Raw genomic sequence first — 1,920 nt, 5'->3', positions numbered from 1 at the left:
GCTATGCCGCCCGCCAGGCCACCACGCGCGTTTTGATGCAGCCGGTGGGTTCTGCTATATCAACAACGCGGCGGTTGCGGCGCAGGCGTTGCGCGCTGGCTTCGAGCGCGTCGCCGTACTCGACACCGACATGCACCACGGGCAAGGCATCCAGGAGATTTTCTACGAGCGTGATGACGTGCTGTACGTGTCGATTCACGGCGACCCGACCAACTTCTATCCGGGTGTTGCAGGCTTTGCCGAAGAGCGCGGCGCTGCTGCGGGTGAAGGCTTCAACCTCAACCTGCCGATGGCGCATGGCGCGAGTGAGGCGGTGTTTTTCCAAAAGCTGGAACTGGCATTGAAGGCAGTGAAGGACTTCTCGGCGGACGTGCTGGTGTTGTCGCTGGGGTTCGATATCTACGAGCTGGACCCACAGAGCAAAGTGGCAGTGACGCGGGAAGGATTTGCGCGGCTGGGGGAGTGCATTCGTGGATTGGGGTTGCCGTGTGTGATCGTGCAGGAGGGCGGGTATCACCTGGAAACGCTGGACAGTAATGCTCAGGCGTTTTTTGCAAGTGCGCAGGCGTGGTCGATGTAACCCGCTGAATAAAGCGCCCCGGACTGCCTTGGAAATACATTCAAGGCGCGTCCGCCCCGTGGGCCTTTCACGTCGATAATTTATATCTCTTAACTTCTGGTCGACACCCCTAAAGTCCCGCCCTGACTGGCCTAAACTCTGTCATACGATGTCGTATGCCCATAATGAGAACAATCGCCATGTCGCTCCGCAACCTGTCCATCGCCCGCCGTGCGGGTCTCGGTTTTGCCTTGATTGCCTTGCTCGTGGCGCTGTTGGGGTTCTTTGCGCTCTCGAACATGGCAAGCATCCGCGAAAGCGCCGTGCAGGTTGAAAGTGGCCTGGTGCCGAAAATGCGCCTGGTCTCGGATATCCGCGAAATCATGCTGCGCATCCGCACTATTTCCCTGCGCATGGCCCTTGATCCCAATCCCGCGAGCCTCTCGCAATACCGTAGCCAGATGGACACCCGCAGCCAGGATCTGACGAAGAAACTGGCCGACCTGAATGCGGTGATTGATACCCCCGAGGTACGCAATCTCTACGACCAGTTTCAGGTCTCCCTGCGGCAATACCAGCAAGGCCTCACCCAGTCGTTCATCCTTGCCGACAAGCAGCAGACCGCCGAGCTGAACAAGTTGCTGCTGGTGGACATGAAGACCGTGGTCGACGGTTCCGGCAATCAGCTCAATGCCCTGGCCGATTACTACAACGCCCAGATAAACCTGCAGGGCCAGACGGCCGAGTTGCAGTACAGCCGCTCGCGCACGATGGTCTTCGGCTTCGTGCTGCTGGCCGCGTTGAGCACCGTGGCCCTGGCCTGGTTGCTGACGCGTAGCATTGTCGGCCCGCTCAGCCACGCGGTGCGCGCCGCAGAACACGTCGCCCAAGGCGACCTGACGCAAACCGTTGAAGTGACCGGCGATGACGAAGTGACGCGCCTGCTGGTGGCGTTGCAGACCATGCAAGGCAGCCTGCGCAGTACCTTGCAGCTGATTCGCCAGTCGGCCGGGCAGATGGCGGCATCGGCCACCGACCTCAACGGCATCACCGACCAGAGCAGCCGCAGCCTGCAAAAGCAGACCGCTGAAATCGAGCAAGCCGCCACCGCGGTCAACGAGATGACCTCGGCCGCCGATGAGGTGGCACGTAATGCGGTCTCCACTTCCGAATCCACCCGGCTCTCCAATGAAACGGCCCGTGACGGCCAGCAGCGCGTCGGCGAAACCGTCAGTGCGATTCAGGCGTTGAGTACCAACATCGGTGACACCTCGAGCCTGGTGCAAAACCTCGCCGATCAATCGCGGGACATCGGCAAGGTGCTCGATGTGATTCGCTCCATCGCCGAGCAGACCAACCTG

Annotated in this window: 1 protein-coding gene and 1 pseudogene; both read left to right on the top strand. The window is 60.5% G+C overall.

Features of this window, described 5'->3' with window-relative positions; translation table 11 throughout:
• Nucleotides 1-580, top strand: a pseudogene (locus HX846_RS30730) (histone deacetylase family protein); the annotation flags it as partial.
• Between the two features lie 179 nt (nucleotides 581-759).
• Nucleotides 760-1,920: methyl-accepting chemotaxis protein (locus HX846_RS30725; RefSeq protein ID WP_178966833.1), on the top strand; the 1,161-nt coding region annotated here is incomplete at its 3' end.

The organism is Pseudomonas sp. K5002, assembly GCF_013386655.1.
Lineage (GTDB): Bacteria > Pseudomonadota > Gammaproteobacteria > Pseudomonadales > Pseudomonadaceae > Aquipseudomonas.
This window is presented reverse-complemented; position numbering and strand designations above follow the sequence as displayed.